The 26881-nt window shown below is 67.2% G+C and carries 30 protein-coding genes and 1 pseudogene; 10 read left to right on the forward strand and 21 right to left on the reverse strand.

The window, feature by feature from the left end:
* Positions 1–2: 2 nt before the first annotated feature.
* Complete coding sequence (locus WS66_RS08315; protein WP_059598768.1) at positions 3–1265, forward strand: glycosyltransferase family 87 protein; 1263 nt, start codon at positions 3–5, stop codon at positions 1263–1265.
* Here the strand turns inward: WS66_RS08315 and WS66_RS08320 are convergent.
* The 13 genes and pseudogenes from WS66_RS08320 to WS66_RS08380 form a co-directional block, all read right to left on the reverse strand.
* A complete protein-coding gene (locus WS66_RS08320; protein WP_059598767.1) occupies positions 1229–2269 on the reverse strand; it encodes a TadG family pilus assembly protein in 1041 nt (346 codons plus the stop codon). The two genes, WS66_RS08315 and WS66_RS08320, sit on opposite strands and share 37 nt — an antisense overlap.
* Entirely contained in the window at positions 2262–2690 is a 429-nt protein-coding gene (locus WS66_RS08325; RefSeq protein ID WP_059598766.1) for a TadE/TadG family type IV pilus assembly protein, read from the reverse strand. Before WS66_RS08325 ends, WS66_RS08320 begins: the two co-directional genes overlap by 8 nt.
* Complete coding sequence (locus WS66_RS08330; protein WP_059598765.1) at positions 2687–3544, reverse strand: tetratricopeptide repeat protein; 858 nt, start codon at positions 3542–3544, stop codon at positions 2687–2689. Before WS66_RS08330 ends, WS66_RS08325 begins: the two co-directional genes overlap by 4 nt.
* A complete protein-coding gene (locus WS66_RS08335; protein ID WP_059598764.1) occupies positions 3541–4485 on the reverse strand; it encodes a type II secretion system F family protein in 945 nt (314 codons plus the stop codon). Before WS66_RS08335 ends, WS66_RS08330 begins: the two co-directional genes overlap by 4 nt.
* Complete coding sequence (locus WS66_RS08340) at positions 4482–5459, reverse strand: type II secretion system F family protein (protein WP_059598763.1); 978 nt, start codon at positions 5457–5459, stop codon at positions 4482–4484. Before WS66_RS08340 ends, WS66_RS08335 begins: the two co-directional genes overlap by 4 nt.
* Positions 5456–6892 (reverse strand): CpaF family protein, encoded by a 1437-nt coding sequence (locus WS66_RS08345; protein WP_059598816.1) that lies wholly within the window; start codon positions 6890–6892, stop codon positions 5456–5458. Before WS66_RS08345 ends, WS66_RS08340 begins: the two co-directional genes overlap by 4 nt.
* A complete protein-coding gene (locus WS66_RS08350) occupies positions 6889–8112 on the reverse strand; it encodes an AAA family ATPase (protein ID WP_059598817.1) in 1224 nt (407 codons plus the stop codon). The genes WS66_RS08345 and WS66_RS08350 overlap by 4 nt, the downstream gene beginning before the upstream one ends.
* A 22-nt stretch (positions 8113–8134) precedes the next feature.
* The gene (locus WS66_RS08355; RefSeq protein ID WP_059598762.1) at positions 8135–8518 is read right to left on the reverse strand and encodes a CpaD family pilus assembly lipoprotein; all 384 of its coding nucleotides are present in this window, start codon (positions 8516–8518) and stop codon (positions 8135–8137) included.
* Between the two features lie 14 nt (positions 8519–8532).
* Complete coding sequence (locus tag WS66_RS08360; RefSeq protein WP_059598761.1) at positions 8533–9915, reverse strand: type II and III secretion system protein family protein; 1383 nt, start codon at positions 9913–9915, stop codon at positions 8533–8535.
* Positions 9916–9969: 54 nt separating this feature from the next.
* Positions 9970–11010 carry a Flp pilus assembly protein CpaB gene (gene cpaB, locus WS66_RS08365; RefSeq protein WP_059598760.1) on the reverse strand — a complete coding sequence of 347 codons (1041 nt, stop codon included), beginning with the start codon at positions 11008–11010 and terminating at the stop codon, positions 9970–9972.
* A gap of 20 nt (positions 11011–11030) precedes the next feature.
* The gene (locus WS66_RS08370; RefSeq protein ID WP_059598759.1) at positions 11031–11510 is read right to left on the reverse strand and encodes an A24 family peptidase; all 480 of its coding nucleotides are present in this window, start codon (positions 11508–11510) and stop codon (positions 11031–11033) included.
* 88 nt (positions 11511–11598) lie between these two features.
* Complete coding sequence (locus tag WS66_RS08375) at positions 11599–11781, reverse strand: Flp family type IVb pilin (RefSeq protein WP_044843866.1); 183 nt, start codon at positions 11779–11781, stop codon at positions 11599–11601.
* A 620-nt stretch (positions 11782–12401) separates the two neighbouring features.
* Positions 12402–13390, reverse strand: a pseudogene (locus tag WS66_RS08380) (ABC transporter substrate-binding protein); the annotation flags it as partial.
* A 393-nt stretch (positions 13391–13783) separates the two neighbouring features.
* Between WS66_RS08380 and WS66_RS08385 the strand changes: the two are divergent.
* A complete protein-coding gene (locus tag WS66_RS08385; RefSeq protein WP_059598756.1) occupies positions 13784–14191 on the forward strand; it encodes a DUF427 domain-containing protein in 408 nt (135 codons plus the stop codon).
* A 211-nt stretch (positions 14192–14402) separates the two neighbouring features.
* On the forward strand, positions 14403–15395 hold the full coding sequence (locus WS66_RS08390; protein ID WP_059598755.1) for a sulfonate ABC transporter substrate-binding protein: 993 nt from the start codon (positions 14403–14405) through the stop codon (positions 15393–15395).
* A gap of 12 nt (positions 15396–15407) precedes the next feature.
* Here WS66_RS08390 and WS66_RS08395 read toward each other — a convergent pair whose 3' ends face one another.
* From WS66_RS08395 to WS66_RS08415, 5 genes are all read right to left on the reverse strand, one after another.
* Positions 15408–15992 carry a putative glycolipid-binding domain-containing protein gene (locus WS66_RS08395; RefSeq protein ID WP_059598754.1) on the reverse strand — a complete coding sequence of 195 codons (585 nt, stop codon included), beginning with the start codon at positions 15990–15992 and terminating at the stop codon, positions 15408–15410.
* 56 nt (positions 15993–16048) lie between these two features.
* A complete protein-coding gene (locus WS66_RS34330) occupies positions 16049–16327 on the reverse strand; it encodes a hypothetical protein (RefSeq protein WP_236872880.1) in 279 nt (92 codons plus the stop codon).
* An 84-nt stretch (positions 16328–16411) separates the two neighbouring features.
* Positions 16412–17569 carry an iron-containing alcohol dehydrogenase gene (locus tag WS66_RS08405; RefSeq protein WP_059598752.1) on the reverse strand — a complete coding sequence of 386 codons (1158 nt, stop codon included), beginning with the start codon at positions 17567–17569 and terminating at the stop codon, positions 16412–16414.
* A complete protein-coding gene (locus WS66_RS08410) occupies positions 17566–17901 on the reverse strand; it encodes a putative quinol monooxygenase (RefSeq protein WP_059598751.1) in 336 nt (111 codons plus the stop codon). The genes WS66_RS08405 and WS66_RS08410 overlap by 4 nt, the downstream gene beginning before the upstream one ends.
* Positions 17902–18179: 278 nt before the next feature.
* Positions 18180–18896: an SDR family oxidoreductase gene (locus WS66_RS08415; RefSeq protein WP_059598750.1), complete on the reverse strand. Its 717-nt coding sequence runs from the start codon at positions 18894–18896 to the stop codon at positions 18180–18182.
* 133 nt (positions 18897–19029) lie between these two features.
* On the opposite strand from WS66_RS08415, the gene WS66_RS08420 reads away from it, so the two are divergent.
* Positions 19030–20007 carry a LysR family transcriptional regulator gene (locus WS66_RS08420; RefSeq protein WP_059598815.1) on the forward strand — a complete coding sequence of 326 codons (978 nt, stop codon included), beginning with the start codon at positions 19030–19032 and terminating at the stop codon, positions 20005–20007.
* Between the two features lie 31 nt (positions 20008–20038).
* On the opposite strand, the gene WS66_RS08425 is transcribed toward WS66_RS08420, so the two are convergent.
* Positions 20039–20440, reverse strand: coding sequence for an SDR family oxidoreductase (locus WS66_RS08425; RefSeq protein WP_236872881.1), 402 nt, complete (start codon positions 20438–20440; stop codon positions 20039–20041).
* Positions 20441–20547: 107 nt separating this feature from the next.
* On the opposite strand from WS66_RS08425, the gene WS66_RS08435 reads away from it, so the two are divergent.
* The 3 genes from WS66_RS08435 (at position 20548) to WS66_RS08445 (ending at position 22846) form a co-directional block, all read left to right on the forward strand.
* The gene (locus WS66_RS08435; protein WP_059598749.1) at positions 20548–21936 is read left to right on the forward strand and encodes a nucleobase:cation symporter-2 family protein; all 1389 of its coding nucleotides are present in this window, start codon (positions 20548–20550) and stop codon (positions 21934–21936) included.
* Positions 21937–22034: 98 nt separating this feature from the next.
* Positions 22035–22457 (forward strand): NUDIX hydrolase, encoded by a 423-nt coding sequence (locus tag WS66_RS08440; protein ID WP_059598748.1) that lies wholly within the window; start codon positions 22035–22037, stop codon positions 22455–22457.
* Between the two features lie 86 nt (positions 22458–22543).
* A complete protein-coding gene (locus WS66_RS08445; RefSeq protein ID WP_059598747.1) occupies positions 22544–22846 on the forward strand; it encodes a hypothetical protein in 303 nt (100 codons plus the stop codon).
* 48 nt (positions 22847–22894) lie between these two features.
* On the opposite strand, the gene WS66_RS08450 is transcribed toward WS66_RS08445, so the two are convergent.
* Complete coding sequence (locus tag WS66_RS08450) at positions 22895–23107, reverse strand: hypothetical protein (RefSeq protein ID WP_059598746.1); 213 nt, start codon at positions 23105–23107, stop codon at positions 22895–22897.
* 336 nt (positions 23108–23443) lie between these two features.
* Here WS66_RS08450 and WS66_RS08455 point away from each other — a divergent pair, with 336 nt between their 5' ends.
* The gene (locus WS66_RS08455) at positions 23444–24601 is read left to right on the forward strand and encodes a DUF4382 domain-containing protein (protein ID WP_059598745.1); all 1158 of its coding nucleotides are present in this window, start codon (positions 23444–23446) and stop codon (positions 24599–24601) included.
* A gap of 258 nt (positions 24602–24859) precedes the next feature.
* Here WS66_RS08455 and WS66_RS08460 read toward each other — a convergent pair whose 3' ends face one another.
* Positions 24860–25366, reverse strand: a complete 507-nt coding sequence (locus WS66_RS08460; protein ID WP_159086530.1) for a hypothetical protein — start codon at positions 25364–25366, stop codon at positions 24860–24862.
* Positions 25367–25450: 84 nt separating this feature from the next.
* On the opposite strand from WS66_RS08460, the gene WS66_RS08465 reads away from it, so the two are divergent.
* Together WS66_RS08465 and WS66_RS08470 are read left to right on the forward strand one after the other, a co-directional pair.
* Positions 25451–25987, forward strand: a complete 537-nt coding sequence (locus WS66_RS08465; RefSeq protein WP_082728784.1) for a papain-like cysteine protease family protein — start codon at positions 25451–25453, stop codon at positions 25985–25987.
* A 689-nt stretch (positions 25988–26676) separates the two neighbouring features.
* A complete protein-coding gene (locus WS66_RS08470; RefSeq protein ID WP_059598814.1) occupies positions 26677–26874 on the forward strand; it encodes a hypothetical protein in 198 nt (65 codons plus the stop codon).
* Positions 26875–26881 lie beyond the last annotated feature (7 nt).

Here is a 26881-nt window from a genome sequence, read left to right on the forward strand (position 1 = left end):
AATTGGACATTCCCCGGCAATCGCTGCGCTCGGCGGAGCGCCCGGTCGTCGCGTGGCTCACACCGCGACGCGTCGTCCTGTACAGCATGCTGATGCTGGCGCTGTCCGCGCTGTTCATCGCGATCTGGATATCCGTCGTGCGTCATGCACACGGCGGCGTCCTCTCACGCGTCGGCGCCGACTTCTCGGTGTTCTGGTCCGCGTCGTACGTCATGCTGCACGGCTCGCCCTCGCAGGCATACGATTTCTCGGTATTCTCGCGGCTGTCGGCCGAGTTGTTCCCCAACCTTCGTCGCGACGCCTTCGCCCCGTGGCTGTACCCGCCCACTTATCTGTTGCTCGTGACGCCGCTGGCGCTGCTGCGCTTCGCACTCGGTTATCCGCTGTTCGTCGCGTTCGGCGTCGCCGTGCTCGGCCTCGCCGCGTGGCGCGTATCCCGTCTCGGCATGATTCCCGGCGCATGGCGCGCCGGCATGGTTGCGCTGCCCGTCGCGCCGTGCGTGTTCGTCACCGCGGCACTCGGGCAAAACACGTTCGTGACAGCATCGTGCGCGGCGCTGGCCGTCCACTGGGCCGAGCGGCGGCCGATGTTGGCGGGGCTTTGCATCGGACTGCTGTCCGTCAAGCCGCAGATGGCGCTGCTGTTCCCGTTCGTGCTGGTGGCGACACGCGCATGGCGCACGATCGCGTGGGCTGCGCTCGCCACCGGCACGTTCGTCGCGCTGAGCGTCCTGGTCTGCGGCATCGAGTCGTGGCGCCAGTTCGTCGCCAGCGCGGGCCTCGCACGCTCTATCGTTCTCGAACACGGTGTCGTGTTCTGGCTCGCGTCGCCGACGCCGTTCGCGGCGTTCCGGCTCTCGGGCGTGCCGCTCGGCGCCGCGTATGCGGCACATGCATGCATCGCCGCGATTACGATCGCGGCCGCCTGCATCGCATGGACGCAGTCGCGCGACACCCGCGTGCGCGCGACCGTGCTGACGGTCGCGACGCTCGTGGCCAACCCGTACCTGTGGCACTACGAACTCACATGGCTCGCCATCGCGATCGCCTGCATGCTGTCGATCGGCTGGCGCGACGGCTGGCTGCGCGGCGAACAGACCGCGATCGCGCTGATGTGGGCGCTGCCGATCGCCGAATACCTGAACCCGTGGCTGCAACTGCCGCAGATCGGCCCGGCCGTGACGCTCTTCGCGCTGCTCGTGCTGCTGCGCCGCACGCGCCACGACGCTCACAGCGCGAGCCGCGGCGGCACGTATACACCGTAGTACGGCCCGACGCCCGTCGCGACGCCGGTCATTTTCACGCCGGCGACGAAGTGCCCCTGGATGTACTTGTATGAGCCGCCGAGCGACACATCGATGTGGAACGCCGCGAACGCGACGATCGGCACGTTGGTGCTGCTTGCCGTCTGCGTAACGACCGGCAGCACGACCGTCGTGCCGACCGGCACCGACGTGTAGAGCGTCGCCTTCACACCAGTCGCGAGATAAATGCTGTCGCCAATATTGAGTGTCGTCGGATTGCCGGTCACCATCAGGCCGCCCATCGTCGTCGTGTCGCTCGCGGTCGACTGGAACGACGTCCACTGGCCGCCCATGCACAGCGAGCCATAAGTCTGGCCGTTCGTGATCGCAAACTCGTACGGCAAACCCGTCAGCGGATTGATCAGCGGCTGATTGGTCAGCGTGTTCCAGTACTGCTTGTACACGCACTGGTCGATCGCGACCGGAAAGAGCCCACCCGCCGCGACCCCGCCCGGCGCGGCGAGCACCGCGATCGCGGTCGCGCTGCCGGACGCGCCGGCAATGCCGAGCAGCCCGCCGAGCAGCAGCGGAATCGAGCCGCCGTTCACACCCGGCGCGCGCGATACCGTGACCTGCACCGCCGGCACGTCGTACGAGCCGGGCGTGATCGTGGTCGGCTGCATCGTTGCGGGACTGCGCGTCACGTTCCAGTACCCGGTCGTCACCGCGCCGGTCGCCAGCGGTGCGCCGGCCGCCGCGTTCTGCGCGATCACACCGTTCGCAGCCGGCGCGGCCCGCGACCAGTTCAGCGCGCCGCCGCTCGGCGACATCATCGCGTCGGCCGCCGCAAGTGCGGCCGCGTCGGCGGCGTTCTGCAGCTGGTTGCGTACCGTGGCCACCCACGCGATGTCGATCGCCAGCGCGCCGAACGAGAGCAGCGGAATCAGGAACATCAGGAAGAACAGCGCGACGGAACCGCGCTCACGCACTGCGCCGATCCCCGGCGTGTCGGCTGCGTCATTCATAGAGCATCACCGAGCTGGCCGAGATCGTCACCGGGCCGGTCAGCGCACTGAATGCCGAACCCAGCACCAGCCCCGAATATGTGTAGGTTACCGTCACCGTCAGCGCGGTGCCCGACGTCGTGCCGTTCGCCTGCGTCACGGTCACCGTCGGCGTCGTCGCGGTGCCGCCGGTGATCAAGCTGTTCTGCGTGTAGCTCGATGCGACGCTTGCGATCTGTGCCGTGGTCAGCATCGGCACACGCAGCACGACGCCGGCACGCGCGGCTTCGCGGCTCGCGTTCGTGATGACGGCCTTGTCGCATAGCAGCAGGCTCGTGTCGATGATGCCGATCAGCACCATCAACAGGAACGGAAGCATCAGCACGAATTCGAGCGATACGACGCCGCGCGCGCGGCGCGCGCCCATCGCCCCGCGTGTCATTTTCCGGCCTCCACGGCGTGCGCCACCGCGCGCGGCTCGAGCGCGGCGCCCGTCGACGGGCGTGCGGCGGCGGACGCAGGGCGCGACGCGAGTCGCGCGCGCACTGTCTGGTACACGCGCAGATTGTCAGCCACCGCCGACGCGGGCAGATCCGCGGACAGCAGCTTCTTCGCCGAATCGGTGTTGCCGAGCACGCCATACGCGAACGCGAGATTCTGGCGCGCCTGCCACGGCGCATCGGGCAGCCCGGCCACATCGAGCAACACGTTCACACCCTCGCGCGGCCGGTTGCTCAGCACGAGCGAGAGCCCGAGGTCGACGCGCAGCCCCTGCGCGTCCGGATGCGCGCGCAGCGCATCCCGGTACACGGCCTGCGCGTCCGCGTGGCGGCCCTGAAGATCGAGCACCGTGCCGAGCCCTTCCGCCGCGAGCGGAAGGTTCGGCTGCGCGGCCAGCAGGTCACGGTAGCGCCGTGCGGCCTCGTCGAGCCGACGCTGCCGCAACGCGACCCGCGCAAGCCCGATCTGCGGCCCGAGTTCGGCGGGTGCCTGCTGCCGTGCCTGCTCGTAGAGAATCCGCGCGCGCTCCAGATCGCCGGCACGGTAGTTGACGTCGCCGAGCCCCAGGCGCGCCGGGAGCGAATCGGGATGCCGGGCAAGCACCTTCTCGTACAGCGTCGACGCGAGATCGACGTTGCCGCCGGCAAGCGCGCTATCGGCAATGCGCAATTCGGCCTGCGGGTCGTCGCTCTTGTGCGACAGCGCCGGCCGCGTCTGGATGCCTGGCGCGCAGCCGCCGGCCAGCACCGGCAACACGGCCGCGAACGCGAACGCACGGAAGACGGATCGTGTCATTTGAACACCTCGAGCAGGCGGATCGCCGCCGGGCCCGCCGCGATCAGGCCGACCGTCGGAAGGATGAACAGCATCATCGGCAGCGTGATCTTCGGCGCGAGCTTCGCGGCCTGTTCCTCGAGCGCGACGATTTGCTCGGTCCGCTCGCTGCGCGACAGCGTCCGCAGCGCCTGCGTGATCGGCGTGCCGAATCGCTGCGATTGCGTGAGCGTCGTGGCAAGCGATCGCGCCGACGCGAAGTCGACGCGTATCGCAAAGTGCGTGAGCGCTTCGGCTACGTTGCCGCTCAGCGTCAGCTCGTCCGCGCACACCTTCAGCTCGTCGGCGAGCGGCGGGCAAATGCGCTCGAGTTCGCGCGCGACACGTCGCACGCCCGATACGAGGCTGTTGCCGGCCATCGTGCAGATCACGAGCAGGTCGAGCGCATCCGGAAAGCACGCGGAGATGATGCGCCGGCGCCGTCGGATCATCGCGCCGAGCACGTATTCGGGCACAATCACGCCGATCACGAACGCGGCGACCATCGCCAGCGCCCGGATCACGAGGTATTCGCCGAAGCGTGGAATGTACGGGCTGAACACGATCGCGATGCCGGCGAACAGCACGCCGCAACTCAGCTTGATGCCGATCATCGACGACACCGCACGCCGCTCGCGAAAACCCGCGCGCGTCAATTGCAACCCGAGCTTCACGCGCTGCATCGGGTCGAGCACGGGCAGCCGCTCACCGAGCTGCGCGAGCCGCCGCGTCAGGTCCTGACGCACCTCGCCCGGCTGCAGCCGCCCCGACGCCAGCGACAGCGAACGTTGCCCGGCCGCCTGCTGCACACGCTCCGCGATCCGCCGGCGTGTGCCGCCGCCGGGCGGCACGAGCGCCGCCGCGACGCACGCGAGCAACAACAAAAGTTCAAGGCCGCGGGCGGCCAGCATCGACATCGTCATCGCGCGGTATCCAGTTTCGAGATCTTGCGAATCGTCAGCAGTCCGATCGTCAGCAGCACCGCGGCGATCGTCAGCATCACGCGTCCGGCATGCGTGTCGAACAGGAGCATCACATACGCGCGATTCACGAGAAACAGCGCACCGATCATCACGAACGGCACCGCCGAAATGATCTTCGTCGTGATCCGCCCCTCGGCGGTCAACGCACGCGTCTTCAGGCGGATGTCGCGGCGCGTGCGGATGATGCTCGACAACTCGTCGAGCGTTTCGCCGAGACTGCCGCCCGTCTCGCGCTGCAGCAGCAGGTAGACAGTGAAGAACGAGAAGTCCGCGATCATCAGCCGGTCCGCCGCGAGCGTCAGCACGTCCTTCAGATCCGCGCCGACGCGCAGGCTGTCGCCCATCGTGCGGAAGGTCGAGCGCACCGGCTCCGCCGCGCTGTCGCCGACCGTGCTGATCGCCTGCGTGACCGGAATGCCCGCGCGCACCGCCCGCACGATCAGATCGATCGCGTCCGGGAACGCTTCGAGAAAGCGCAGCCGGAACCGCTCGACCAGCGCGCGGTAGCTGGCGCGCATCGTCACCAGCGGCAGCCCGACGTAGATCAGCGGATGAATTACGCGCGGCAGCGCGACGAGCTCCACCACCACGATCGCGGCGATCGCTCCGGCGAGCGTGCCGGCGACGACGATCCGCATCCCGCGTTCGCCGCCGACCGCACGCACGCGCGTCACATAACGCTGCAGCCACGCGCTCGCGCGGCTTTGCCGGCGCGGCAGGTTGAACAGCGCGACGCCGGGCGCCGCGGCCGCACCGGCCTCCCGGCCGGCCAGCGATGGCGCAAGGTGCCGCATCCGCGCGCGTATGCGCTGCTCCGGCGTATGGCGCGCACGCTCCAGCAACGCGGACAGCGCGAGGCCCGCCGCGAGGATCACGACGAACGCGCCGATCGCGAACAGATCCGCGCCCCTCATTGCCGGAATACCTCGGAAAGCGCGTCCTCGACACCGTAGTACGCGGCGCGCGGCGCGAACGCCGGCCGCAGCGACGACGCTTCGAACACGCCCTTCACCACGTCCCGCGTGGTGTCGTCTCCCTGGCGGAACGCGAACAGATCCTGCGTGATCACCACCTCGCCCTCCATCCCGACGATCTCGGTGATCCGGGTCACGCGGCGCACGCCGTCGCGCATCCGCTCGACCTGCACGAACAGGTGCACGGCGCTCGCGATCTGGCGCCGGATCGACAGCAGTTGCAGGTTCGCGTTCGCCATCATGACCATGCTTTCGAGCCGGCTGATCGCGTCGCGCGGCGAGTTCGCATGGATCGTCGTCATCGAGCCGTCATGTCCCGTATTCATCGCCTGCAGCACGTCGAACGCCTCCGCGCCGCGGATTTCGCCGAGGATGATGCGGTCGGGCCGCATCCGCAGTGCGTTGCGCACGAGGTCGCGCTGCGAGATCCCGCCGAGCCCTTCCGTATTCTCCGGCCGCGTCTCGAGACTGACGACGTGCGGCTGCAGCAGTTGCAGCTCGGCCGCGTCCTCGATCGTCACGATCCGTTCGTGCTCCTCGATATGTTGCGAAAGCGCGTTGAGCAGCGTCGTCTTGCCCGAACCGGTACCGCCCGATATCACGATGTTCAGCCGGCACGCGCACGCGACCTTCAGCACCTGCAGCATCCCGTGCGAGATATTGCCCTGGTGCGCCATGCGCGCGAGCGTGATGTCGCGCTTCGCGAACTTGCGGATCGAGATCGACGCGCCGCGCATCGCGATCGGCGGCAGGACCACGTTCACGCGGCTGCCGTCGGCGAGACGCGCGTCGACCATCGGGCTGCTTTCGTCGACGCGACGCCCGACCGCCGCCGCGATCCGCTGCGCGACACTCGTCACGTGCGCGTTGTCGCGAAACTTCAGCGGCGTGAGTTCGAGCCGGCCTGCGCGCTCGACGTACACCTGGTCGGGGCCGTTCACGAGAATGTCGGAGACAGTGTCGTCGGCGAGCAGCGGTTCGATCGGCCCGACACCGAACATGTCGTTCAGGATCGCGTCGACGATCAGCACCTGCTCGCCCGTCGTGATCTTCAGACGTTCGCGCTCGACGGTGTGCGCGGCCACCTGTTCGATGCCCGCACGCACTTCGTCGCGCGTCTTCATCAGCGCCGCCGACATGTTCATCGACGAGAACACCGCGTTGCGAATCGCATCGAACTTGCCGGAGCGAATGAGCGCCTCCTGGGTATCGGCCGCAGCGAGCGCGCGCGCGGATGCGGACGCCGGGCTCGCGGTCGGACCCGTGCCTGGGCTCGCGCTTGGGTCCGATCCGGGCGCGCCGTCGCGCGGCGCGGCGGGCGCTTCTGCCGGCGCACGGTCCGGCGTCGACTGCTTGCGGGTACCGAACGTCACGATCCCTTTCTCCATTTGACGAAGCGCGCGTACCACGGCTCGGCGACGGCCATCGATTCGCCGGTGATGCCGTTCGCAAGCAACCGGATCTCGTCCAGGAAGCCATGATGTTTCGCGCGCTCGATCGGTTCGCCGAGGTTCTCGGCGACTGCGAGCGGCTGCGGCTCGTGCGGCAGCTCGCGCAGCCTCACGCCGCCGAATGCGTCCTCGAAGTCGGTCTGCGCGACGCGCCCGTTGACCGGTTCGAGCGGGTTGTTCAGCATCATCGACAGCAGCCGATCGCCGGGCAGCTCCTTCACGAAGCGCGCAAGCCGCGCGGCTTCGTACGCGGCGTGCACCGAGCGGTCGGCGACGATATAGACGAGATCGGATACCCCCAGCGCGTCCTCGAACAGCTTGCCGGCGCGGATACCCGCGTCGAACAGCACGTAGTGAAAGCGGTCCTTCAGCATGTCGACGAGCAACGCGAGCGCATTGTCGCGCAGCGGCGCGTCCTCGCCGTACGCCAGTTCGGCCGACAGCACGTGCAGGCGGTCGCCCTTCGTGACGAACATGCGGTCGAACAACGCGTCGTCGGGACGCTGGTCCATGTTCAGCAATTCGATCAGCCCGTTGTTGCTCGACAGCCCGAGCATCGAGTTCGCGCCGCCGCCATGCAGGTTGAGGTCGACGTACGCGACGCGGCGGCGCTTCTCGCCCGCCAGGCAGCGCGCCAGACTCACCGCGATCGTGGTCGCGCCCACACCGCCGCGCGCGCCGACGAAGGAGACGATCTTGCCGGTGCGCGCCTGCACGACCGATTCCGTCGCGGTCAGCGCGCGCCGCATCAACTCGACGGTCAGCGGCTTCACGATGTAGTCCTGCACGCCGATGCCGAGCAGGTTGCGGAACAGCCCGACATCGTTCTGCGTGCCGATCGCGATGACCCTCACCGACGGATCGCACACGTCGGCGAGCCGCATCAGGTCCGATACCGGCAGCACCGAATCCGACACGTCGACGATCAGCTGGCGCGGTGAGCGCTCGTGCTGCTGCAACAGCCGGATCGCGTCGTCGCAGTTGCCCGGCTGCACATGGGCGCGCGTGATCGACAGATCCTGTGCGACGCGCCGGATCACGTCTTCGCTGCCGGCATCGGACACGACCGCGACGAGATCCGCCGCTCCGGCTGCGGCGGCGCGTTTGGCGTTCTGGCGGTCGAGGACGTTCATGGGCGGCATCGCGCTTCGCATCGGGAGTGGGTCAATGGCCGGGCGAGCCGGTCGTCGTCAACGTCTTGTCGGGTACGGGCTGCTTCACGCGATCCTCGACGTAGCGGCGCACGGCATCGGCCGCGACTTGCGCGTCCGCGCCGCCGTACGGCACGGGCGCGACGAGGTCCTCCGGGCGCGCGAGCATCGTCGCGAGATTCGTGTAGGTCGCGCAGCCGAACGGCACGCCGGGCCGCCCGAACCCCGCATCGACGAGATGCGACGGCTGCATCAGCTTCGCGCAGTCGGGCGGCACCGCGTGCACGCCGTCGAAGCCGATCGCGCGCGCATCGGGCAGGTTGATCGGCGGCGGCGCCGACAGGCAGCCCGCCAGCGCCGGCGGCAACAGGACGAAGACGATGGTTCGAATTCGCATGCGCGCTCCTCCGGTCAGTACACGAAGCCCGCGGCGCCGACGAGGCGCGGCGTGTCGCCCGACAGCAGGTCGATCCCGAGATTGCGCTGGATCGCGAACTCGAGATCGCTGCTCGGCCGCGCGACGGTGTCGAGCGCCTGCTCGAGCTGGCCGGGGCCCGTCGGCTGCACGATGTACGGCGTCACGATCACGACGACCTCGGTCTTGTTGTCCTGGAAGTTTTTCGAGGAAAACAGCCGGCCGATGATCGGCAGCCGGCCGAGCCCCGGGATCTGCGACACGGTATCCGCCGTCTGGCTCTGCAGCAGCCCGCCGATCGCGAAGCTCTGCCCGCTCGACAGCTCGACCGTCGTGTCGACGCGTCGCACGGAGAGTCCCGGCACCGTGACGCCGCCCGTCGTCACGCTGTTGCTCGTATCGATTTCGCTCACCTCCGGCCGCACCTTCAGGCTGATCCGGTTGTCGGCGAGCACGGTCGGCGTGAAATCGAGCGACACGCCGAACGGCTTGAACTCGACCGTGATCGCGCCGGTCGTGGTGCCGGCCTGCGCGACCGGAATCGGAATTTCGCCGCCGGCGAGGAAGCTCGCGGTCTGCCCGGACATCGCGGTGAGATTCGGCTCCGCCAGCATCGTGATCAGCCCTTCCTGGTCGAGCGCATCGAGCACGACGTCGATCGACCAGCGCCCCGCGTGGAAACCGCCGAGTATCGAATACGCGCCGGTCGGCGACAGGTTGAACAGCTTGGTCGTCGGATCGATCAGCGTGCGCCCGTTGAACAGTCCGCCGACGAAGTTGCCGGCCGCGCCGAGCGAGCTCCAGTTGATGCCGAGCTGCTGCGTGACGTTGCGGCTCACCTCGGTCACGCGCACGCGCAGGTTCACCTGGATCGGGCGCGACAGCGTGAGCCGGTTGACGATCTTTTCCTTGTCGTTGAGATAAGGCGTGAGCGACTGCATCACGGCGTCCGCGTCGGCTGCGCTCGGCACCTTGCCCGACACCATCAGCGAGCCCGGCGCGCCGGACACCGACAGCTTCAATTGCGGAAAGCGGCTGTCGAGCACCGCCTGCAGCGACGCGGTGTCGACCTGCACGATCACCGTGCGGCGCAGGATCGGTCGATGGTTCGCACCGAGCGCGATCAGCGTGGTGGTGCCGGCCTTCTTCCCGAACACGAACACGGTGCGCGGCGACGGCACCTGGATGTCCGCGATGCTCGGGTCCGCGACGAACATCGCGGTCGCGGGTTCGGACAGCGACAGCATCTCGCCCTTGCCCGTCGCAATCGACAACGCCGCGCCGACGTCCGCCGCCTGCGCGCGCTGCGCGAGCGCGACGCCCGGCGCGACGATGCAGGCCAGGCACCAGAAAGCGATCCAACGAACCATGCGCACCATGCGTCTTCCCGTCAAATGCCGGCCGCCGGGCGGCCAGCCCGAATCGTCATCCCGTCACTGCGGCACGGACGCCCGCGGCGCGTGCGCCGTTGCGTCCGCGGCGGCATTGCCGCCCGCAGGCGCAGCCGGCGCAACCGGCATGCCTGGCGTGGCTGGCATGCTCGGCCAACCGGACGGCAGCGGCGGCAAGCCCGGCGTGCCGATGCCGCTGCCGCGCGACCCGTCGTCGACCGACGAGCCGCGATAGATCACGACCGTATTGCCCTGCGATGGCGGCCGCGCGCCGCCGTCCGTTCTCCCGGACGGTGCCCGCGCCGCGTCGCGGGCCGCGCGCGACACGTCGCCGGCCCACACCGGCGGCGTATCGGGCTCCTGTTCGTCGCCGCCCGCCGCCTGGCGGCGATCGCTCGTCGCAAAGCTGCGCAACGCCAGCGACAGCGAGCCGAGGCGCGTCGCGACCAGCACGACCTGGGCGGTGCGCGGTGCGACCTCGAGCGTGACCGTGCGCGCGCGGACCGGCACGTCCGGCGCGCTCGCGGGCGTCTTCGCACGCTGGAATTCCGAGCCGACCGCGAGCACGCGCGCGCGCCGCACGACCGTCTCCGCTTCGAACGTGCCGGGCGTCGTCGCGGAACCGCCGATCTCCTGCGTGAGCACCACGTCGACGAAGTCGCCCGGCTGGATCAGCCCCGCATTGCCCGACACGTCGTCGACCGGCACCGAGATCGCGCGCATGCCGGGCTGCAGCGCGGCCGCGAGAAAATCCGGCGCGCCGGCCGCAATCACGTTGTCCGCGCGGATCGGCGCACCGGCGTCGACACGGTTGCGCAGCAGCGCGCCTTTCAGGTCCGCGCCCGGTTGCGACTCGACGAACGCACCGGCCGGCACCTGCGTGCGCGGCATGCGCTTCCACGCGAGATCGTTGTCGCGCAACAGCAGCCCTTCGGGCAGGTCCGCCGCAGCGACGCGCACGCTCACCTCGGCCGCTTCGCCGGGCGCCGACGGCGTGGACGCGGCGACATACAGCTGGCGCAGGATGAACGCGCCGATCGCGGCGGCGATGATCAGCACGGCCATTCTCAGGGGTTTGGGCATGGCGGCGCGCGTCCCCCGGCCTAGGTAAGCGAAACGGCGTGAGGAAACGGCACCCAGACGGCCAGCGCGCCGCCGAGCGCGAGCGCGATGCCATACGGCACGCCGCGCGGCGCGATCGCACGTGCCGGCGCGGTATGACGCCGCCATGCGACGGCCGCGAGCGCGGCGACGCCGTACAGGGCGCCGCTCGCGGCGACGATCGTCAACACCGGGAACGCGAGCGTCGGGCCGGTCCACAGGAACACCGCCGCCGCCAGCTTCACGTCGCCGCCACCGATCCAGCCCGCATGATGCAAGCCGGCAAACAGCAACAGCATCGCCGCGGCAGTCGCCACGTGACCGGCGAGTTGCGCGAGCCCGTCGCGCGCGAGTGCCGCCGCGATCAGATACAGCATCGCGAACGCCAGCACGGCGCCATTGGACAAGCGCCGCTCGCGCAGGTCCTGCGTCGCGAGCAACGCCAGCACGAGCGTCGCCGCCGACTGTACGAGAAAGAGCATCGGAGAGCCGTCCGTCGGCGCGCCCCGGCTGGATACGTCGTACCGCTGCGGATCCGTGTGTCCGCCGACGGCGCGCGGGTTCAGGAGATCAGATCAACGCCGTGACCTTGTTGATCAGCGCGGTGAACACGGCCGGCAAGCCGCCGGACGTGCTGCTGAGAATCACCCCGACCGCCGCCAGTGCGACAACGACGATGCCGGCCAGAACCGCGTATTCGAGCGAGCTGACACCACGTTCATCGCGCAGCAAGGTCTTGACGTATTGCAGCATGACAACCTCCGTGTGGCGGGGTCGGTGATCGACCGTTGAATGTAATGACGCGGTGTTACACGGGGTGGTGCGCACGGCGTTCCCCCATTCGTGACTCATGCGGCGGCCCCGGCATCGGCCGTGCGCATTCCCCGCAATCCATTCGATCGCTGCACGTGCGGTGTACGGCAACGGCATTGGCCGCTACATTCGCGCGTCTTTCGCGAGGCCGCATTGACACGATGCGGATCACGCCAATTCGTCTAGGGTATAGACAATTTTTTGGATGAATTCAAATAATTTGGCGTCGGAATGCATTTATGGGCGGAGCACGTCAGCGATGAAATACGCGCACGTCATTTACCGCTTTTTCCTTGTGGAGCGGCAGACTAGTCACGGCTCGAAGTAAGAATGTTAATACCCGGACGCGTCATTTTTACCGCCGTGCAATTCGATGATTTTTATTCAGTTTTTCGAAATGAAGCGCGCGCCGCATTTGCGAATTCAGAACAAACTCTCGCGTGCGTTGCCCGGCATTCTTTTCGTGCACGCCAGCACGATCAGGAAAATATTGCACGCCGCGATCGCACGGAACCGACCTCCGCGGCGACAGCCGGCGCACGCGCGCCGGCTTCCCTTCCTCAATCCAGCCAGACACCGTCGAACCGGTGCCCGCCGAGCGGCGAGAACGTCACCCCGTGCACGCGCTTCGAGATCGGCAGCGACACGATCGATGTCGCGATCGGCGTGAACGGCACCTGATTCTTGAACACGACCTGGGCCTGCTCGTAAAGCGACGTGCGTTTCGCGACGTCCGCGTTCGTGCGTGCCGCACCGACGAGCCGCTCGAAATCCGCATTGCACCACTTCGCGAGGTTGCTGCTGTGCACCGCGTCGCAGCCGAGCAGCGTGCCGAGCCAGTTGTCGGGGTCGCCGTTGTCGCCCGACCAGCCGTACAGGATCGCGTCGTGCTGCCCGTCGCGTTTCGCGCGGCGGTTGTACTCGCCCCACTCGTAGCTGACGATCTTCGCGCGCACGCCGATCCTCGCCCAATCCTGCTGGATCAGTTGCGCCATCAGCTGCGCGTTCGGGTTGTACGGGCGCTGCACCGGCATCGCCCACAGCGTCAGGTCGAAACCGTTCGGGAATCCTGCTTGCGCGAGCAGCGCCTTCGCTGCGGCCGGATCGCGCGGCGCGTCCTTCAGGCGCGGGTTGTACGACCATTGCGCGGGCGGCATCGGGTTCGTCGCATCGTCGCGTCGCCGTTGAATACGGTCTTGATGATCGCCGTCTTGTCGATCGCGATGTCGAGCGCGCGCCGCACGTCGACACGATCGAGCGGCGGATGCTGCGTGTTGTACGCGACGAAGCCGACGTTGAAGCCCGTCCCCGAAAACAGCGTCAGCTTCGGATCACGCCGCACCGTCTCGAGATCGGCCGGCCGCGGGAACACCGACACCTGGCACTCGCCCGCGGTGAGCTTCTGCAACCGCACGGCCGGATCGGGCGTGATCGCGAACACGAGATGCGCGAGCTTCACGTCGTCCGGCTTCCAGTAGTCGGGGTTCGCGTCGTAACGGATCGTCGCGTCCTTCTGGTACGCGCGCAGCTGGAACGGCCCCGTCCCGACGATGCGCGGCGAACGAGACGAATGGCATCTTCATGGTGGCGATCAAAGGACTGTCATGCAAATGACGACCGCCTATCTTCGCGCGCCGCCCGCCGATCGCTTACCAATTAATTCCGCGTTGCTTGTCGCAGCGGATGCATCCCGCTGCCGCTGCATGAAGATGTCCGCGCGAGCGTCGAGGACATGCCGGCGAATTCCGGCTGCCATGCGCCGCCGTTGTGCGTCATGCAGCGACGCCATTCGCGCAATGCCTTCCGGCCCCCTGCAGGCTCTCCGGAATTGGCGCATCGTATCGGTTGGTCAACGCCAGCACCGGCGCGCGGGGATTCGCCCGCGCGCACGTTGCGGCACGGCGTGCCCGTCGGCGCGCTTCCCCTTCCTGGAGGACCCACGATGTCGATCAGCCACGATACGCCCTCTCGTCCGGTGAAGTCTCCGGGCCCCGATCACCCGATCACGATCGAACCGCATCCATCGCGCGTCGTGGTCAAGGTGGCCGGCAAGATCGTCGCCGATACGCGCCACGCGCTGGCGCTGCGCGAGGCCAGCTATCCGGTCGTACTGTACGTTCCGCGCGAGGACGCCGACATGGCGCTGCTGCAACGCACCGACCATGCGACGTACTGCCCGTACAAGGGCGATTGCGCGTATTACTCGATTCCCGTCGGCGGCGAACGCGCGACCAACGCGGTGTGGACGTACGAGCATCCGAACCCGGCCGTCGAATCGATTCGCGCGCACCTCGCGTTTTACCCTGATCGCGTCGACTCGATCGAGGAAAGCCCGCTCGGCACCGATTGAGTGCGGCGACGCCCTGCCGGCTCGTCGTTCACGTATCGTCCGGCCGCTGATTTGCATATGCGGATTCATTGGTTGGCCGCCGATTCGCGCGGCCGTATCGTCGTGCATCCGGCGCGGGCCGGCCGGCCGCGCGCAGCGCACGCATCCGGCTGCGTCCTGTGCCGGTCGCGCCGCAAGCGCGCTTCCGTGAACCCGTCAGCAGGACGCCTCGATGAACGACACACCGTACGCAGATCTTGAAACGACCCCGGCAAATCCGCGACGCCGCCAGTGGCTGCACGGCGCGGCCGCCGGACTGGCCGGGCTCGCGCTCGGCCCGCTCGCGGGCACGCCTGCACTGGCGCAGGGCAGCGACAAGCGGCTGCGCATCGGTTTTCAGAAATATGGCAACTTCGTCGTGCTCAAGGCGCGCGGCACGCTCGAGAAGCGGCTCGCGAGCCAGGGCGTGACGGTCCAATGGCTCGAGTTCCCGGCCGGCCCGCAGTTGCTCGAGGGGCTGAACGCCGGCGCGATCGACGTCGGCACGGTCGGCGAGACGCCGCCGATCTTCGCGCAGGCCGCGGGCGTCGATTTCGTCTATCTCGGCAACGAACCGCCCGCGCCGCACGGCGAGGCGATCGTCGTGCTGCCCGATTCGCCGATCCGAACCGTCGCGCAGCTGCGCGGCAAGAAGGTCGCGTTCAACAAGGGTTCGAACGTCCACTATCTGCTCGTGAAGGCGCTGGAGCACGCGGGCCTCACGTATGCCGACATCCAGCCGATCTATCTGACGCCCGCCGACGCACGCGCCGCGTTCGTGCAGCGCAGCGTCGACGCGTGGGTGATCTGGGATCCGTACCTGGCGGCCGCCGAACGGCAGCTCGGCGCACGCGTGGTCGCGAACGGCGACGGGCTCGTGCGCAACACACAGTACTACCTCGCCGCGCGCAAGTATGCCGTCGCGCAGCCGCAGGTGCTGCGCACGCTGCTCGACGAAGTCGACGCGGTCGATCGCTGGGGACGCGACCACGTTCAGGAAGTCGCCGCGCAACTGTCGCCGCTCGTCGGCCTCGACGCGCCGACGCTCGAAGTCGCGCTCAAGCGCACCGGCTATGGCGTGCAGCCCGTCACCGATGCGACGCTCGCGTATCAGCAGAACATCGCCGACGCGTTCAGCGCACTGAAGCTCATTCCCGGCAAGGTGACCGTGGCCAACGCGCGCTGACGCTGCGTCGCGTCAGGGCGAACACGTCGCGCCGGTCCGCCGCCACTCGTCGTAATCGGTAACGAGGCCCGCATCGTCGACCGCGATATCGGCCGCATACGTGCCGCTCTCGTAGCGGTAAACGTGCTCCGCCGTGCGCGTATAGCGCTGCTCGCCGCGCACGATCTCGAACGCGGGAAATCGCAGCCAGGCCGTGTGGATGACGGCCGACGCGCCGACCGCCAGCCCGAGACGCCGGATCGGCAGCGTATTGGTCGACGGACTGAAGCCGAGATCGATGTCGGTCGCGCCCGCAAGGGCCGGCGCGTCGACGCCGTCGATCGTCCAGCGCCCCGCGTCGCGCTCGATTGCGAATCGCCGGGCCGGCGCTGCGCCGAGCCAGACCGTCACGTGCACCGATCGCGTCAGCCAGTCGGCGCCGCACGCGATCGTATAGTCGACGCGAAACGGCGTGCCGTCGATCGCGCCCGCCACCGCGCCCGACAGGTCGATGCCCGCGCGCGTCTCGACGAGCCGGCACCATTCCGCCGCGTGCCAGGTCTGCGTGACCTGCCACGCGACGCATCGCGTGCGCGCTGCTTCGTCCCGTTGCGTCATGTCGTCGTCTCCCGTCGATTGCATGAACCGGATTTTCGCTCACGGTATCGGTGATCTCATGCGCCTTTGGCGCGTGCCGCCGAACCAATACCGAGTATCGGTTCCTCGCGCATCCGCTCGGCACAGTCGACCGCGTGCTCGTGGCCGCCCCCGCCTGTCTCGACCGCTTCGGCCCGATCGCAACGAAGGCCGACCTGGTGGAGCACCCGTTTCATCCGCGTCAAGGGCATCTTCGCGAACGAGCAGTTGCCGCTGCAGAGCGAAGACAACAAGCTCGAATACGCGCGGACCCAGACGGTGAGGACGACGAGCCATTGGCGTCCGATGTTCGACACGATCCTGGCCTGCGGTGGCATCGGCGTCGTGCAGGCACAGGCCTGCGTCAATGCGCTCGCGCGCGGCAAGTCACGCGCGCCGCATCACCACGCCTGCCGATAGATCGCCAGCGCATCGGCTTCCGTGACTTCGCGCGGATTGTTCACGAGCAGGCGCGTCTGCAGCATCGCGTCCGACGCCATCCTCGGCAGGTCGCCCTCGCCGATGCCGACCTCGCGCAGCGTGCGCGGAATGCCCGTCGCAACGATCAGGCGATCGATCTCGTCGATCAGCGCCTGCGTCCTCGCTTCGTCGCTACCGCTCGCCGACGGCGCGACGATCGCCGCGAGCTCCGCATACAGCGGCGCGGCAGCCGGTGCGTTGAAACGCAGCACATGCGGCAGCACGAGCGCGTTCGACAGCCCGTGCGGCACGTGGAAAATGCCGCCGACGGGATAGGCCAGCGCATGCACGGCCGCGACCGGCGCGTTCGCGAATGCCTGGCCGGCGAACATCGCGCCGACCAGCATCGCTTCGCGCGCGTGCCGATCGCGGCCGTCGTCACAGGCCTTCAGCAGGTTGCGCGACAGCAGCGTCAATCCCTGCACGGCCAGCATGTCGGACACCGGATTCTTGAGCCTCGACGACGTATAGGCCTCGATCGCATGCACCATCGCGTCGATGCCCGTCGCGGCCGTTGCCGCGCGCGGCAGACCGAGTGTCAGCTCGGCGTCGAGGATCGCGACGTCCGCGAACAAGTGCGGCGACACGACGCCCATCTTGCGCGCCTCGCCGACCGTGACGATCGACACGGCCGTCACTTCGGAGCCGGTGCCGGCCGTCGTCGGCATCTGCACGAGCGGCAGACGCGACGTTGCAACCTTGTCGACGCCGTACATGTCGGCCAGCGCCTGCCGCCCCGGCGCGAGCACCGCGATCAGCTTCGCGACGTCCATCGACGAACCACCGCCGAGGCCGAGCACGATTTCCGCATCGGCCGCCACCGCCCGCGCGGTCGCCTCGAGCACGACGTGCTCGGGCGGATCGGCGATCACGTCGTCGATCACGGTCACCTGCCAGCCGTGCGCGGCGAGGCTCTCCAGCGCGGGCGCAAGCACGCCGCTGCGATGCAGGAACGCGTCCGTGACGACGCATAGCCGCGCGAGCGCCGGAAAGCGTTCGCGCAACAGCGGGCCGAGCCGGCGCGCGGCGCCGAATTCGACGATCTGCGTCGGAACGGTACGGAATTGAAACGGGTTCATCGGGCGTCTCCCGGTGGCGTCGCCGTGCCGGTGTCCGGCTGCACCATGTAGCGCGTCACGTCGCGGCGATCGAGCAGCGGAATGATCGCGCCGACACCGATCCGCTGGAAATGCGGCGTTTCCCGATGGACGTCGAGGCCGTCGGCTTCGCTGTAGCGCTCGAGGATCACGATGTGGTCGGGATCGACCGGCGACCGGAAGTACGCATAGTCGAGGTTTTTCGGCTCGGCGCGCGTGGCCGGCGCGAGTTCGGCCAGCAGTTCGATCACGCGGTCGCCGTTGCCGGGTTTCGCGAAGAAATGCGCGATGACCTGCAGGTAAGGTTCGTTCATGCTGCGCTCCGTATTCGCCAGCGCCCGTCATGACGGGTCGTCATTCCACAATGCGCGGTTGCTCGTCGAAGGTGGCGGTCGGCGGCCCGACACGATGCCGACGCCCAGACGTCGCATTGTATTGAATCGGCGCCGTGCGCGCAGCGCATCGTCACGCACGCGGCGGCAGCGCTCCGCGCGACCGGTTCGCGGTGGGTTCGCGGCAGGTTCGTCGCATGCCGGCGCGATGCCCTGGCCGGCCGGCTTTGCCCGCGTCACGCGCGCCGCTGCTCCGGCCGCTACCACGGCACGGTGCGCCCCTGGTAATCGAGGTATTCGAGCCCCGCGCGCCGTTGCTTCTCGATCAACACGTTCACGAGGCTCGGCACGCTTTCGTCGATCGTCAATCGCGCATCGGGCCCGCCGAGTTCCGTGCGGACCCAGCCCGGCGCCATCAGCACCATCGCGCGCGGCGTGCCGGCCTGGCGCGCCGCGAAACTGCGCATGAACTGGTTCAGCGCGGCCTTGCTGCCGCGGTAGACCTCGCGCATTCCGCTCACGTTGTTCGCGACACTTCCCTGCCCCGACGACATCGCGCCGGTCAGGCCGTCCGCGGTCACGAGATCCTGCAGCGCCTCGATCACGCGCATCGGCGCCAGCGCATTCGTGATCATCACGCGCACGAATTCGTCGGTCGTGACTTCGCCGATCGTTTCGTTCGGATCGTTGGTCGTGCCGGCGTTCACGAACAGCATGTCGAAGCGCCGGCCCGACAAGCGCGCGCGCAGCGCGGTCAGTTGTTCCGGCTCGCAGATGTCGAGCGTCTCGACCTCGAGCCGTCCGTCGAAGCGTTCGGCGAGCGCGTGCAGCTGCGTGCGCCCCGATGCCGCGCGCACGGTTCCGGTGACGTGCCAGCCCTTGTTCAGGAACTGTTCCGCCATCGCGAGCCCGAGGCCGCGCGAGGCCGCGACGAGCAGGATCGATGGTGTCCTGGGGTTCGATAAAGTCGATTGCATGGATTTCACCTTTGCCGGCGTTCGTCATCCAGCCACTATAGGCGTGCACCTTCACATGCACCAGACGCACCGAACTCAATCAATAGTTGCATTAAACGCCCTGTCACGGCGTGCGATGCCGTATGCTGTCCGGATGGACGACATCGACCTGAACCTCGTCACCGCGCTCGACGTGCTGCTGACCGAAGGGAGCGTGACCGGCGCCGCGCGCCGGCTCGGACTGAGCACCTCCGCGATGAGCCGCACGCTCACGCGGCTGCGCACCGCCACGGGCGACCCGCTGCTCGTGCGCGCCGGACGCCGGCTCGTGCCGACGCCGCACGCATCGGCGTTGCGCGATCGCGTGCATGCCATCGCGAGCGATGCCCGGGCCGTGCTTCGTCCGGCCACGGCCGATCTCGACATGGCCACGCTGTCGTCCACGTTCACCATTCGTGCGGCGGCGTCGTTCATGGACATGCTCGCCGGCCCGGTGGTCGCCGCGATCAGCGAAATCGCACCCGGTGTGCGCATGCGTTTCGTCGCCAGGCTCGACCGCGATCCGGGGCCGCTGCGCGACGGCACGGTCGACCTGGAAATCGGCAAGCGCGGCGACGACGCGCCCGAACTGCACACGCGCGAGCTCTTTCACGACGGACACGTCGCGGTGGCACGCGCCGGGCATCCGCTGTTCGCGGCGGCCCGGATCACGCCTGCGCGCTACGCGGCCTGCCGTCACGTGATCGCATCGCAGCTCGGCGACTTCGGCGGGCCGGCGAACGGTCCGGCAGGCACGCTCGCGCCCGCCCAAGTCGTTCAGGTCGTGGTGCCCGGCTATCCCGATGCGATGCGCGTCGCGGCCGGCACCGACCTGATTGCGCTCGTGCCGCGCTCGAGCCTCGGCAACGCATTCACGCCGGGGCTCGTGGACGCGCTGGGGCTGCGCACCTTCACGATACCGGTCCGGCTGCCCGAGATCCTGATCTCCGCGCTCTGGCATCCGCGGATGCAGCGCGACCCGGTGCATCGCCGTCTGCGCGATGTCGTCATCGACGTGTGCAAACGCGCGTATCCGGCGGCCCGCGCACCGCGCGCACGGGCGCGCGGCACGCAAACGGGCGCCGCCGACTGAAGCATCACGATCCGCACGCAACGCCCGCGCCTCACACCAGCCGGCCGCCCCCGTCGATGTGCAGGATCTCGGCATTCATGAAGCGGTTGCCCAGCAGGAACGCGATCGCTTCCCCGACTTCATCGGCGCGACCGACGCGGCCGCCCGGCAACGACGACGCGGCCCCGCCGAGGATCGCGTCGCGCGCTTGCGGGCCGAATGCGTCGTACAGCGGCGTGTCGACGAAACCGGGCGCGACGACGTTCACGCGAATCGGCCTGAGCTCCAGCGCAAGCGACTGTGCCAGCGCCTCGACGCCGCGCACGGCGGCCGCGATGACCGACGTGCCCTGCCCGGACGGACGGTCCGCCAGTTGCCCGCCAGCTGTCCGCCGGCGCGCCCGCCGGGCCGCACGCGCCGACAAACCGGGGCGGCGCCGCGCACTCGACGACACGGATCCGGCACCGCTTTCCCGAATCCCGACCATTGCATCGCGCCGGGGGCGCCAGCCGGCCCTTCGGCTAAAATGCCGCACTTTCCATCCTGTCCGGCCCGCTCGCCATGCAACCCGCCTCCCCCGCCCGATCTGCCTCCCACGGCACCGACGACGCCGATTCGTCGCGCGACCTCGTCTATGGCCCCAATGACCGGCCCGCGCCGATGGTCGCCTTCGTCGCCGCGCTCCAGCACCTGCTGGCGATCATCGTGCCGATCGTCACGCCCGGCCTGCTGATCTGCCAGGCGCTCGGCGTATCGAGCCGCGATACGACCCTTATCGTGTCGATGTCGCTGGTGATTTCCGGTATCGCGACCTTCGTGCAGTGCAAGCGCTTTGGTCCGCTCGGCGCCGGCCTCCTGATCGTGCAGGGCACCAGCTTCAACTTCGTCGGCCCGCTGATCGCCGGCGGCAGCGTGATGGTCAAGCAGGGCACGCCCGTCGAGACCGTGATGGCCGCGATCTTCGGCGTCGTGATCGCCGGTTCGTTCGTCGAGATGGGCGTGTCGCGCATCCTGCCGTTCGTGAAGCGCCTGATCACGCCGCTCGTCACCGGCATCGTGGTGTTGCTGATCGGCCTCACGCTCATCAAGGTCGGCCTGATCAGCATGGGCGGCGGCTACGGCGCGATGGCCAACGGCACGTTCGCGAGCGCCCAGAACCTGACGCTGTCGTGCCTCGTGCTCGGCACGATCATCCTGCTGAACCGCGTGCCGATCGTGTGGGTGCGCAGCACCGCGCTCGTGATCGCGCTCGTGATCGGCTATGCCGCGGCTGCGGTGCTGGGCCGCCTCGACTTTACCGGCGTGCATCAGGCCGCGCTGTTCCAGGTCCCGACGCCGCTGCACTTCGGCATCGGTTTCTCGTGGTCGCTGTTCGTGCCGATGCTGATCATCTACCTCGTCACGTCGCTCGAGGCGATCGGCGACGTCACCGCCACCAGCAAGATCTCGAAGGAGCCGGTCGAGGGACCGGTGTGGATGCAACGGATCAAGGGCGGCGTGCTCGTGAACGGCGCGAACTCGCTGCTGGCCGGCGTGTTCAACACGTTCCCGAGCTCCGTGTTCGCGCAGAACAACGGCGTGATCCAGATTACCGGCGTCGCGAGCCGCTACGTCGGCATCTGGATCGCGGGCATGCTCGTGGTGCTCGGCCTGTTCCCGGTCGTCGCGGGCGCGCTGCAGGCCGTGCCCGAGCCCGTGCTCGGCGGTGCGGCGATGGTGATGTTCGGCGCGGTGGCCGCATCGGGCATCAACATCCTGTCCGGCGTCCATCTCGATCGCCGTGCGCTGCTGGTCATCGCGGTGTCGCTCGCGCTCGGCCTCGGCGTGTCGCAAGTGCCGGATATCCTGAACAGCCTGCCGCATGCACTGAAGAACGTGCTGGAATCGGGCGTCGCGACGGGCGGCATCTGCGCGCTCGTGATGAACTGGTTCTTGCCGGAACAGAAGTAACGCTACGGATTCCATCGCAACGCGGCCCGACCGACGGGCCGCGGCGCGCTCGGCGGCTCCCGCTTGGACGGGCGGCCGACTCTCGCTAGAATCGGATCATGCCTCAAGCTCCCGTCTCCACGAATACGCCGGAAGCCAGTGCGGTTCCCGTCAAGGAACGCGCAACCGTCGTCTGCTACCGCGAAGAACAGGTCTTGCTCGTTGCGCGCGTATCGTCGCGCTGGGCGTTGCCCGGCGGCACGATCAAGCGCAGCGAAACGCCGCTCGAGGCTGCACATCGGGAACTGCTGGAAGAAACCGGCATCGTCGGCCAGAATCTCGTCTATTCGATGCAGTTCACGGGGCTCGCGAAGGTGCACCATGTGTTCTTCGCGGAAGTCGGCCCGGAGCATACGGCCCAGGCCAGCAACGAGATCGAGACGTGCAAGTGGTTTCGTATCGACAATGTCGATGCGCTGCGCGCGAGCATCCCGACGAAGCGCATCGTCGAGCTCGTCTACCGGCACGAAATCCTCAAGTAGGTAGACACCCCATCCCCACCGGCTCGCACGAGCCGATATCATGCGCCCACGGTCCGTCGTCGCGTTCCCTTCCGAGCGAGCTGCAGATGAACAGTGCGTACACCTACCGCGGATACACCATCGATGTCCGCTGCGAATTCCGGCTGGACGAACCGCGCGACCACGCGCCGCCACCCGCCACGCTTCGGTTCGGGTTCGTGGCGGTCGTACAGGTTCGCGCGGCCGGCTGCGCGCCGCGCCTGCTGGCGCCGGTCCGGCTCGGCGACGATGGCGGCCGCCTGTTCGACGACACCCTTAACGCGTTGCGCGCGGGCCGGGCGGCCGGCGAAATCATCGTCGACGACCTGCTGGTCGATTCCGGCTCCGCCGACGGGCGCGCGCATTCCTGAGCCGGCGGTCGGCCTGGAGCGTTCGGCGCGGAGACGGTGCCCCGACGCTCAGTTCAGGCGTTTTCGTCGTAGTTCGTGCGTGGAATAGACGACGAGGAAGATCCCCAGCATCGCGACGCCGGATGCCATGAAGTCGTTTACGGTTCCCATGCTGTTCAGCGATTTCGGGAAAATGCCGAGACTCAGTCCCGCGGCAGCCAGGATTACGCCTGCCGCCACACCCCACACCGGTCCGGTGGTCTTTTCGATTGTGTTTTTCATACAGCACCCGTCTACAGTCGTTACCTGAACGGTGGCGGCGCATGGCGCACGCGACTACCGTTCGTGCTTCGACTATAGCGGCGAAATAATCGGGGCGGATTCAGTGCTTTCACCGATCAAGTTTTCGCCGATCGCGAAACGGGCCGTGTTCCCGGACGTGATTCATTCGCCGCGAACTGCATTACCTGCCCTTGCATCGCGAATACCGATCGAGAAGCGTCAGTCCTTACGCTCCGACGCAGAATTTACGGTTCGTTTCAAAACTGCCCATACTGTGGGCACTTCCCGACGCTATGCTTCGTTGCACCCACAATAAATTCGGAGGGGGACAAAACAATGAACAAGACGTTCTGGAAGGCCGCACTATGTGCGGCAGCGGTGCCGTTGGCGCTCGCAGGATGCGGCGGCGGTGATGGCGGCAGCCCGCAAACCGGCACGCTGCATGTCGCGATGACCGATGCGCCTTCATGCGGCTTCGATCATGTCTACATAACCGTCTCGCAGGTCCGCGTCAATGCGAATGGGAATGCCTCCGACAACGACGCCGGCTGGTCGACGATCACGCTGGCGACACCACAGAAGATCGACCTGCTGTCGCTGACCAACGGCGTGCTCGCCGATATCGGTCAGACCGCGCTGCCGGCGGGCCAGTATCAACAGGTCCGCCTGGTTCTCGCGCAGAACCAGGGCAATACCCTCGCGAACTCGGTCGTTCCGACCGGCGGCACGGAACAGGCGCTCGCGACGCCGAGCGCAACGCAAAGCGGCTACAAGATCATCCAGCCTTTCACGGTTCAGCCGAACACGCTCGTCGACCTCGTGCTCGACTTCGACGCGTGCAAGTCGATCGTCCAGCGCGGCAACGGCACGTACGCACTGAAGCCGGTCGTCACCGCGATCCCGACCGTCGTGAGCGGTGCGATCTCCGGTTACGTCGCATCGGCCGAAGCAGGCGCGACGGTGTATGCGGAACAAGGCGGCAAGGTGGTCCGCGGCACGGTTGCCGACGGTACCGGGAAGTTCGTGTTGTCGCCGCTGATCCAGAGCTCGACGCAAGGCAACTACGACGTCGTGATCGTGCAGAACAACTTCGCGTCAGGCATCGTGCGCTCGGTTCCTGTCGTCGTGAACACGACCACGGCGGTGTCGGCGTCGAACGCGCCGATCACGCTGCCGGCATCGACGATGAGCACGGTCAGCGGCACGGTGACGGCAAGCGCCGACGCGTTCGTGCGTGCATTGCAGACCGTCGATGCAAACGCGTACGAGATCACGTCGATCAACGCGAACATGGATACGGGCGCCTATGCGCTCAATGTACCCACGGCCGCGCCGATCGTCGGCACTTACTCGGGCTCGCTGCCGGTCGCGCTGGCTGCGTCGCCGGGTGCCGCGGCACAATATACGATCGAGGCGGACGCAGCGTCGGGCGCAACGCAATCGACGAACGTCAACGCAACGACCAGCCAGTCGAACGTCAATTTCAGCTTCTGACGCGTCGGCAGCATCATCGAAAGGGCCGCACGGCCCTTTCCTCAATAAACGGGAGAACGAAGTGAAGAAAGGGGTTATCGCATTGCTTGCAGCGGCGAGCGTGGTCGGCGCGCTCAGCGGGTGCGTCGCATACGTGCCGGGCCCACCGGTGGTCATTGCGCCGCAAGGCGGACCGAGGAACGGGTTCTGCCCGCCCGGACAGGCAAAGAAAGGCAATTGCTGATTGCACGAGGCCCGCGTATCGCGGGCCTTCTATTTTCAACGCTGCCGCAACGGGTACGCAGCGAGCCCGGTCAACGCCGCGCCTGCCACGATCACCATCTCGGCGGCCGTGATCAACCGGCCGCTGACGGTCGCAATCCGGGCGATGCGGAGATCCATCGCGTCGATCTCGCGTCTAAGCCCGGGAAGGACCGTTCCGCCTACGGCCGGCTGCGATGAGACGATTTCCGAAGTGCTTGTCGTCTGGAGCAAGGACCATGCGCTTTGCTCGCTACGAGTCAGCGCGAACATCGACCGGATCGGCCAGACCGCCTGGACGCGCTCTTCGCCACAAACAACACCCCACCGTCGTGGCCCTTGCGTGTTGACGAAGTCGCGCCGAATCGTCACGACAGCGCTGATGGGAGTATGGTCGCGAACGCGCGCCTGATCCTCTGGCTCAAAATCCTGGGCGTGCTCATCGTAGCGGAACCGATCCTTGCCACGACGCTGCAATGGGACAGCGCACGACGCGCTATTCTGCAGCAATTGAATAATTCGCATCGCGGTGCGAGTTGAGTCCCGCCGTTGCTTCGCGTTGCAATACTTCCTATTCTTCAGCACATAGCATCGCTCGGGAGATCAGGAATGAAGCGCCCGAACTATCGGTTACTTACTGTGCCTCTCGTCGGGCAACGAAGAAATTCCGACGGTGAGTGGCTGACGCTCGACAAGGGCGACGGCAAAGGCCCGCAACCACATGGAGACATGGCTTGCTGGTACGCAGCCGCGTGCATGGTTTCATATTACTTTCGTCCAGGGCCACGGCTTGGCTTACCGGATGTATGGCGCAAGGATCAGGGGATGGCCCAAGCGTCCATCTCGAAGCTTATCCGTGTCGAGGGCCTCATGGCCCTCGATCCCCCGAAGCCATTCAAAACAGAAGTCACAACGGAATGGTTGGAAGACGCTCTATGGAGATACGGTCCAATCTGGGCCGGCGGCGCCTTCCACATGGGGCAGCAGCATGCCATCGTCGTGACTGGAGTCAAGGATACAGTTGTCTTTTACAACGACCCTTGGGAGCCGGCCGCAAAGACCATGGATATAAAAATGTTCCGCAGCGCACTGGGCCCCCACGACAATTGCTTATTGGTGAAGGGCTCACTCAAGACGCACTATTAAGTACTCCATTCCGCGCAGTCGGGCAATGACGACCCCGTCCACGATACCGATAAATTCAGTCGGCTGTTGTCGGCTTTGGGTCGCGTGCACTGGAGCATCATCGCACGCCTTCTATGAATAATCACCAACGCGCGATATCTCAAGACGAGTTCTGTCGAGGTACCGTCGTCGCTACCGTCAAACTCGATCCAGCGCAATCCGGGCGGAGCCAGCAAACGCCGTTGACCTGAACGCCGGCTGTCTCCTCGTGCCAGTCAGCATGCAACAGGTCTTGCTAACGTTCTGGGAGGAACACAGTGGCCTGCTTCACGCTACTTCCAGGGCAAATAGAAGCCGGTGCACCTCTGCCGCGCGTGGCTGCGGACAGTTCGCTCCTATACCGCTGCATCGCATCGGCCATTGTCTACCCCTGCATGAATGTCCGCATCAGCCGGAGCTGGCGTGCCGACCTGCCTGGGTGATTCACCAAGCATGGCAAGTGCCGTTTCAAAACATTGGCGGCCTCCCCACAGACGGCAATCACGAATGGCGTACAGGTAGTGAATACACATGGCGTCGAAGCCCGCATTTGCCGATATGCATATCGCGTCCCCGATGGGTCAATTCAGCGTGGACATCAACTGCGTCGGTCGATTTAGGTGGCGCCGGACTGGATACCGAGTATGCTGGAAGCTCATCAGGAGCACTTCATGACTCCCCACGATGTGATCACTGTTTTCGAACAACTGAACGCCGAAGGAAGAGCGATGGTCGACATGGACCACGCCTGCGCAGGCTTTGCTGGTTGGCTGGCAGAGGCATGGAACACATTGAGCGAGGAAGACATCGCCCTGCTGACGTCTATCGGTGCGACTCTGTATCGAGAAGGGTACGCGCGGCGATACTAGGCGAGCT

This window comes from Burkholderia sp. LA-2-3-30-S1-D2, assembly GCF_001523915.2.
In the GTDB taxonomy this organism is placed as follows: Bacteria; Pseudomonadota; Gammaproteobacteria; order Burkholderiales; family Burkholderiaceae; genus Burkholderia; species Burkholderia diffusa.

Bases quoted from the DNA above. Each gene is read 5' to 3' on its own strand.
- WS66_RS08405 (WP_059598752.1), bottom strand. From the start codon at position 17,569: ATGAACCCGTTTCAATTCCGTACCGTTCCGACGCAGATCGTCGAATTC.
- WS66_RS08370 (WP_059598759.1), bottom strand. From the start codon at position 11,510: ATGCTCTTTCTCGTACAGTCGGCGGCGACGCTCGTGCTGGCGTTGCTC.
- WS66_RS08455 (WP_059598745.1), top strand. From the start codon at position 23,444: ATGAACAAGACGTTCTGGAAGGCCGCACTATGTGCGGCAGCGGTGCCG.
- WS66_RS08340 (WP_059598763.1), bottom strand. From the start codon at position 5,459: ATGAGGGGCGCGGATCTGTTCGCGATCGGCGCGTTCGTCGTGATCCTC.
- WS66_RS08330 (WP_059598765.1), bottom strand. From the start codon at position 3,544: ATGACACGATCCGTCTTCCGTGCGTTCGCGTTCGCGGCCGTGTTGCCG.
- WS66_RS08350 (WP_059598817.1), bottom strand. From the start codon at position 8,112: ATGCCGCCCATGAACGTCCTCGACCGCCAGAACGCCAAACGCGCCGCC.
- WS66_RS08420 (WP_059598815.1), top strand. From the start codon at position 19,030: ATGGACGACATCGACCTGAACCTCGTCACCGCGCTCGACGTGCTGCTG.
- WS66_RS08385 (WP_059598756.1), top strand. From the start codon at position 13,784: ATGTCGATCAGCCACGATACGCCCTCTCGTCCGGTGAAGTCTCCGGGC.
- WS66_RS08335 (WP_059598764.1), bottom strand. From the start codon at position 4,485: ATGACGATGTCGATGCTGGCCGCCCGCGGCCTTGAACTTTTGTTGTTG.
- WS66_RS08375 (WP_044843866.1), bottom strand. From the start codon at position 11,781: ATGCTGCAATACGTCAAGACCTTGCTGCGCGATGAACGTGGTGTCAGC.
- WS66_RS08320 (WP_059598767.1), bottom strand. From the start codon at position 2,269: ATGAATGACGCAGCCGACACGCCGGGGATCGGCGCAGTGCGTGAGCGC.
- WS66_RS08390 (WP_059598755.1), top strand. From the start codon at position 14,403: ATGAACGACACACCGTACGCAGATCTTGAAACGACCCCGGCAAATCCG.
- WS66_RS08360 (WP_059598761.1), bottom strand. From the start codon at position 9,915: ATGGTGCGCATGGTTCGTTGGATCGCTTTCTGGTGCCTGGCCTGCATC.
- WS66_RS08435 (WP_059598749.1), top strand. From the start codon at position 20,548: ATGCAACCCGCCTCCCCCGCCCGATCTGCCTCCCACGGCACCGACGAC.
- cpaB (WP_059598760.1), bottom strand. From the start codon at position 11,010: ATGCCCAAACCCCTGAGAATGGCCGTGCTGATCATCGCCGCCGCGATC.
- WS66_RS08410 (WP_059598751.1), bottom strand. From the start codon at position 17,901: ATGAACGAACCTTACCTGCAGGTCATCGCGCATTTCTTCGCGAAACCC.
- WS66_RS08460 (WP_159086530.1), bottom strand. From the start codon at position 25,366: ATGCGAATTATTCAATTGCTGCAGAATAGCGCGTCGTGCGCTGTCCCA.
- WS66_RS08415 (WP_059598750.1), bottom strand. From the start codon at position 18,896: ATGCAATCGACTTTATCGAACCCCAGGACACCATCGATCCTGCTCGTC.
- WS66_RS08325 (WP_059598766.1), bottom strand. From the start codon at position 2,690: ATGACACGCGGGGCGATGGGCGCGCGCCGCGCGCGCGGCGTCGTATCG.
- WS66_RS08450 (WP_059598746.1), bottom strand. From the start codon at position 23,107: ATGAAAAACACAATCGAAAAGACCACCGGACCGGTGTGGGGTGTGGCG.
- WS66_RS08470 (WP_059598814.1), top strand. From the start codon at position 26,677: ATGACTCCCCACGATGTGATCACTGTTTTCGAACAACTGAACGCCGAA.
- WS66_RS08445 (WP_059598747.1), top strand. From the start codon at position 22,544: ATGAACAGTGCGTACACCTACCGCGGATACACCATCGATGTCCGCTGC.
- WS66_RS08395 (WP_059598754.1), bottom strand. From the start codon at position 15,992: ATGACGCAACGGGACGAAGCAGCGCGCACGCGATGCGTCGCGTGGCAG.
- WS66_RS08355 (WP_059598762.1), bottom strand. From the start codon at position 8,518: ATGCGAATTCGAACCATCGTCTTCGTCCTGTTGCCGCCGGCGCTGGCG.
- WS66_RS08440 (WP_059598748.1), top strand. From the start codon at position 22,035: ATGCCTCAAGCTCCCGTCTCCACGAATACGCCGGAAGCCAGTGCGGTT.
- WS66_RS08465 (WP_082728784.1), top strand. From the start codon at position 25,451: ATGAAGCGCCCGAACTATCGGTTACTTACTGTGCCTCTCGTCGGGCAA.